The 5719-nt window shown below is 59.9% G+C and carries 7 protein-coding genes; 5 read left to right on the forward strand and 2 right to left on the reverse strand.

Features of this window, described 5'->3' with window-relative positions:
• Nucleotides 1-50 precede the first annotated feature (50 nt).
• Nucleotides 51-236: a hypothetical protein gene (locus P0D70_RS36045; protein ID WP_047897880.1), complete on the reverse strand. Its 186-nt coding sequence runs from the start codon at nucleotides 234-236 to the stop codon at nucleotides 51-53.
• A gap of 549 nt (nucleotides 237-785) precedes the next feature.
• On the opposite strand from P0D70_RS36045, the gene P0D70_RS36050 reads away from it, so the two are divergent.
• From P0D70_RS36050 to hutG, 5 genes are all read left to right on the forward strand, one after another.
• Entirely contained in the window at nucleotides 786-1535 is a 750-nt protein-coding gene (locus tag P0D70_RS36050) for an IclR family transcriptional regulator (protein ID WP_408188028.1), read from the forward strand.
• An 84-nt stretch (nucleotides 1536-1619) separates the two neighbouring features.
• The gene (locus P0D70_RS36055; protein ID WP_091803640.1) at nucleotides 1620-2375 is read left to right on the forward strand and encodes a transporter substrate-binding domain-containing protein; all 756 of its coding nucleotides are present in this window, start codon (nucleotides 1620-1622) and stop codon (nucleotides 2373-2375) included.
• A 17-nt stretch (nucleotides 2376-2392) separates the two neighbouring features.
• On the forward strand, nucleotides 2393-3061 hold the full coding sequence (locus P0D70_RS36060; protein WP_408188029.1) for an amino acid ABC transporter permease: 669 nt from the start codon (nucleotides 2393-2395) through the stop codon (nucleotides 3059-3061).
• Complete coding sequence (locus tag P0D70_RS36065) at nucleotides 3058-3834, forward strand: amino acid ABC transporter ATP-binding protein (protein ID WP_408188030.1); 777 nt, start codon at nucleotides 3058-3060, stop codon at nucleotides 3832-3834. The genes P0D70_RS36060 and P0D70_RS36065 overlap by 4 nt, the downstream gene beginning before the upstream one ends.
• Entirely contained in the window at nucleotides 3831-4799 is a 969-nt protein-coding gene (gene hutG / locus P0D70_RS36070; protein WP_408188031.1) for a formimidoylglutamase, read from the forward strand. Before P0D70_RS36065 ends, hutG begins: the two co-directional genes overlap by 4 nt.
• Nucleotides 4800-5126: 327 nt before the next feature.
• Here hutG and P0D70_RS36075 read toward each other — a convergent pair whose 3' ends face one another.
• Nucleotides 5127-5627: a hypothetical protein gene (locus tag P0D70_RS36075; RefSeq protein WP_408188032.1), complete on the reverse strand. Its 501-nt coding sequence runs from the start codon at nucleotides 5625-5627 to the stop codon at nucleotides 5127-5129.
• Between the last annotated feature and the right edge of the window lie 92 nt (nucleotides 5628-5719).

Here is a 5719-nt window from a genome sequence, read left to right on the forward strand (position 1 = left end):
GAGGCCCCTCGTTGGCGGGGGCCATGAGGTACGAAATCACCGTGTTTCTGTTAGTACGTCACAGAAGCCCCACTGCCAGTAAAACTGTGCTGGGTAGGAGCGTCATTTGCGTAGTCGGAAACGGCCTGGATGATGTTCACGATCTGCTGCGGCAACCTGCCGCCGCTGACGGCGGTCATAGCAGTACGATCCATCTCAACGGCGACGGGGAGGTCCTTGATTACTAGCGTGTTCATTTCAATTCTCCAAGCGTAAGTTAGTCAGTCAGGATGTCAGAGTGACTTTGAGGGTGTCGGCACTCCTTGATGAGGATTAAGGCAAAGGGCGTGCCATCCGGTGGCACCTCGCCAAGCGATCACACAACCACTTGAAAATATTGAATTTTTAATGGTGACCAGTGCGAATGGTAGACAGAGGTGCGCGCTGCGGTCGGTGGTTCGGACCCAACTGTTCGTCTGGCGCTGTGAGTAAGATCGCGACACATGCGGTTCGCTTACGTATCCCGTGTTTGTACGATTTCCTCGAGGCTTAGAAGCCGATCGAAGCCGGGCGCGCCGCATAGTTACCCCGGTCGAAAAAGAGTTCGGGCAATGACCCGGTCCATTCTGGATATCGTTTCCTTTTCAATGCCACGGGCAGTCAAGCGTCAGGACTATCCCGCACCGCCGACGCCCCTTCCTCGGGAAATCCCTCCCCTTTTATTCCCATCTAATGGGAATATGTTTTTTGAAATTCGAGAATGGTCTGGCATTCTGAGTTCTTGATGGTTTGTGGGTGGCGTGATCGTGAACGTGGAACAGGGTGTGACAGGGGCCGAACGGGTGTTGCTCGTGCTGGCCGCGCTCGCCAGTCATGGCAAGGCGATGTCGGTCAAAGATCTGCTAGCCGTGACCGGGCTTGCGCAAAGCACGCTGTACCGTCAGATCGCGCTGCTCAAGCGTTGGGGTTTTGTCGCCGAAAACGCCGGATACTACGCGCCCGGTCCGATCAGCTTGCAACTCGCGCTTGGCTTCGATGTGAATTCGCTGCTCGTCGAAGCGAGCCGCAGTGAGATGCAGCAGCTCGCGCGCGCGTCGCAGGAAAGCATTGGACTGGTGGTCGCGGTCAGGCATCAGGTGATGTGCCTTGAGATGGTCGACAGCCAGCATTCGTTGCGCTGCTCGTTCGAGAAAGGCCGCGCCGTGCCGCTCAAGGCGGGCGCCTCGGCGAAATCCCTATTGGCATTCATGGCCGACAGGGCGCGCGCCGAAGTGCTCGACAGTGTGTTCGACAACGACCCCGTCGGCCGTGCCGCGATCGAAGCAGAGCTTCAACAGATTCGAGCCCAGGGCTACGCCGTTAGCGACAGCGAAGTCGACCCCGGCGTGTGGGGCGTCAGCGCCCCGATCTTTCATCACAGTGGACGCAGCGCCGGCAGCAGCGCGTCGATCACGTTGATGGCGCCATCAACGCGCGCCATCGGACGAGAAAGCCAATTCATCGACGGGACGCTACGTACGGCCCGCGCCATTTCCGAGCATATGCAAACCGAGTAACGGGACGAAGCTTTTCAATTTCATCCTGCAATTCGGGATCCGAATTAACCGCATGACTTGAAAGAACCACAAGGAGCCTACCCCATGAAGCTGCAACGACTGTTGTCCCTCGCATGCGTCACGTTCGCCGTGACGTTGGGCGGATTTTCCGGCGCGGCATCAGCACAAACGCCGGATGTGCTGAACGTCGCCACCGACGCCACTTTCCCGCCGATGGAGTACACCGAGAACGGCGCGCGCACCGGCTTCGACGTCGACCTCATGAATGCGCTCGCGAAAGCGATGGGTAAACGCGTGCAATGGACCGACATTGACTTCAAAGGTCTGATTCCAGGTTTGATCGCGCATCGCTTCGACGCTGCGATTTCTGGCATCTACATTACCGACGAGCGCGCGAAAGTGGTCGACTTCACCGATTCGTACTACGCGGGCGGTCTGGCCGTGCTGGTCAAGAGCGATTCACCGATCAAGACGGTGACCGATCTGAACGGCAAGAAAGTCTCGGTCCAGGTAGGCACGAAGTCAGTGAGCTTCCTGCGCGATAACTTTCCGCAGATCAATCGCGTCGAGGTCGAGAAGAACCAGGAAATGTTCGACCTGGTGGGGATCGGTCGTGCCGACGCTGCTGTGACGGGTAAGCCGGCCGCGTATCAAGTCGCGAAAACGCGTACCGGCTTCCGCGTACTCGACAAAACGCTGACCACCGAAGCCTACGGCATCGCCGTGCGCAAAGACGAGCCGCAATTGAAGACCTCCTTCAACACCGCGCTCGCCAAGATCAAGGCTGACGGCACGTATGCGGCGATCGTCAAGAAGTGGTTCGGCGCGAGTGCGCAATAAACGGCCGGGCAAACGAAATGGAACTTGACTTCTCGCCAGTGATTGCCGGTTGGCCGGACATCATGCACGGCGCGCTGGTGACGGTCGAAGTGACCGCCGCGTCGCTCGCGCTCAGTTGCGTACTTGGCCTGTTGATCGGCATCGGCCGCCTGAGGCCGCAGCGGCGCATCGTGTACGGCTTCTGCACCGCGTACCTGACGTTCTTCCGCGGCACGCCGTTGCTTGTGCAACTCTTCCTGCTGTTCTTCGGCCTACCGCAATTCGGCATTCTGCTGCCGGCGTTTTTGTGCGGCATGCTGGGGCTCGGCCTGTATTCGGCGGCTTACGTATCGGAGATCGTGCGCGGCGCAATTCAGTCCGTCGATCGCGGCCAGATGGAAGCGGCGCGTTCGATTGGGATGTCGTCGGGGCAGGCGATGCGCGCGATCATTCTGCCGCAGGCTATCGTGCGGATGATCCCGCCGCTTGGCAACGAATTCATCGCGTTGATCAAGAATTCGGCGCTGGTGTCGCTGCTGACGATCGACGATCTGATGCATGAAGGCCAGAAGATCATCAGCGTGTCCTATCGTTCGCTCGAAGTGTATCTCGCTATCGCGCTGGTGTACCTCGTGTTGACGCAGGCGACCAATTACGCGCTGCATCGCGTCGAACGTCGTTTGCGTGTGGGAGGAATGGTGCAATGAATACCGTGGCCAAAGTCAATGAGCCTATCGTCAGCATTCGCGGTCTGACGAAATCGTTCGGCTCGCATACCGTGCTCAACGGCATCGATTTCGATATTCAACCGCAGCAGGTCGTGGTGGTGATCGGGCCGAGCGGCTCGGGCAAGAGTACATTTCTACGCTGCTGTAATGGACTCGAACAAGCAGAAGGCGGCACGATCGACATATGTGGGCATCGGCTAGTCGACCAGGGCGAGATGCTCAAGGAGCGTTCGCTCAATGCGCTGCGCACCGAAGTCGGCATGGTGTTTCAGTCGTTCAATCTGTTTCCGCACCTGTCGGTGCTGCATAACATCACCGTGGGGCCGCGCATGTTGCGTGGCGCCAGCAAGGCGCAGGCCGAATCGGCTGCGATGGCGTTGCTGGAGAAAGTCGGGCTCGCGCACAAGGCGCATGTGATGCCGGCGAGTCTGTCGGGCGGTCAGAAGCAACGGGTTGCGATTGCCCGCGCGCTAGCAATGCAGCCGCGGGTGATGCTGTTCGACGAGCCGACGTCCGCCCTCGATCCCGAACTGGTCGGCGAAGTGCTGCAAGTGATGAAGCTGCTCGCGAGCGAAGGCATGACGATGGTGGTGGTCACACACGAAATGGGCTTCGCGAAGGAAGTGGCCGATGTGGTCGTAGTCATGGACGGCGGTGTGATCGTCGAAGCGGGGCCGCCCGCGGAGATTTTCTCAGCGCCCTCACAGCCGCGCACACGCGCATTCCTGCAGGCGGTGTTGTCACGCGCATGAGAGTTCCATTCAACGACAAGGTGTGGGCGGGCCGTTCCGACGACGGCGAGCCCGGCGACACGCGGCGTGTTTTCAATCAGGTGACGCCGTTCGGCAGCGCGGTGCAGGTGCAGCGCGATGCGCCGGTAATCGTAGGCTTCTGCTCCGATGAAGGCGTGCACCGCAATCAAGGCCGGATCGGCGCAGCGCACGCGCCCATCGAATTGCGCCGTGCGCTGGCCGGCTTGCCAGCCAAAACGGCGATGGCGGCACTTGCCGACGCAGGCGACGTGGTGTGCGACGACGGCGACCTCGAAGCCGCGCAGGCGGAACTGGCCCACGTGGTCAGTGAGGTGCTGGCGGGCGGCGGACGCCCGCTGGTGTTTGGCGGCGGTCATGAGGTCGCGTGGGGCACGTATAGCGGTTTGCGGCTGCATCAGCAGCGTGAAGCCGAGAATGAGGCCACGCTGCTCATATCGCGCAAGCTGCTGATCATCAACTTCGACGCTCACTTCGATCTGCGTCAGAAGCGTCCCGCGAATTCCGGCACGCCGTTCGATCAGATCGCGCTTGACTGTGAGCAACGAGGGGTGCCGTTCAACTATGCGTGCTTCGGCATCAGCGATCTCAGCAATACAGCTTCGCTGTTCGCGCATGCGGAGCGACTCGGCGTGCACTACGTGTTCGACGTCGATATGCAGGAAACCCAACTGCCGCAGCGTCTGATTGAGCTTCAGAAGTTGCTGGACGCGGCGGACGACGTCTATCTGACGATCGATCTCGACGTCTTGCCGGCCGCCACGGCGCCGGGTGTGTCGACGCCCGCTGCGCTGGGCGTACCGCTATTGGTGATCGAAGCGATGGTGCTGCGCGTGCGGGCTTCGGGCAAGCTGCGCGCGGCGGATATCGCGGAGTACAACCCCACGTTCGATCAGGACAGGTGCACCGCGAAAGCGGCCGCGCGACTGGCGTACCGGTTGCTTTAAATCACGTCATCACGCTCACCGTATCGCGTGAGTAGTACAGACGTCGCCGGATCCCTGAACTGAATTTAGCAAGTTCTGCCGCTTGCGTTGATGGTCACAGCTGACAATCGGTTAATTTGCGGCTCGATGAACGTGAGCCGGGCGAGGAACTGATCGATTGTTAGCGATCTTGGGCCTGATGTCGAACGACCGCTCATGGCCGATCGCTACCGCACTGCCCAGCACCCTCACCCGACAAACCAGCCTCATCCTGACGAAGCTTTTCCATACGGATCAACCGCTACATGTCACGCCAGCTATCCGCGCAGCACATCCGCCACAACGCCATCACACTTTCTTGTCTTCACGCTTAGCCTCCGCCATGGCCTCCGGCTCCAACTCTTCCGCCGACCGATTCAGGTGGACGAACACGCCCCATGACGCAAGCAGCAAGGCTGTTGAAGCAATCAGCCAGGCCGCATACCGAAGCTGCGAGGGATCCTGGTGCAGCGCTTTGAACGTTGCCACGAGCCCTTCAATGGCAAGCGCGACGACGACAACCACCAGGAATCGCGACATGAAACGCCGTACCCGCGTCGGCGCGCTCACGTCGGCCTCGCGTATGACCTCTTCCTCTACGATCGTCTCGGCGATCTGCAAGGCGACAACGGCCCCAGCCAGCAGCCCCAAAGCTTCAATGACGGATAGCGCGCTTGCCTCGTCCCATTGACTCGCAAATGCACTCAATCCGACGCGAGCGGCAATCGCAATCAACATCAGCGCCGCGCAGGTGAAGAGAGCCGCCATCAGCCCATGAACGATCGTAAAGAACCGGAAAAGTAACTTCATTCTTTTGGCTCCCTTGAATTGCAAGTGAGTGGTCCATGCCGTGTTCCATCGACTCCTGAAAGGCGCGGCGACGAGGGCTGATTGTAGAGGCG

Origin of the sequence: Paraburkholderia sp. RL17-381-BIF-C, from assembly GCF_046026435.1 — a bacterium.
Taxonomy (GTDB): domain Bacteria; phylum Pseudomonadota; class Gammaproteobacteria; order Burkholderiales; family Burkholderiaceae; genus Paraburkholderia.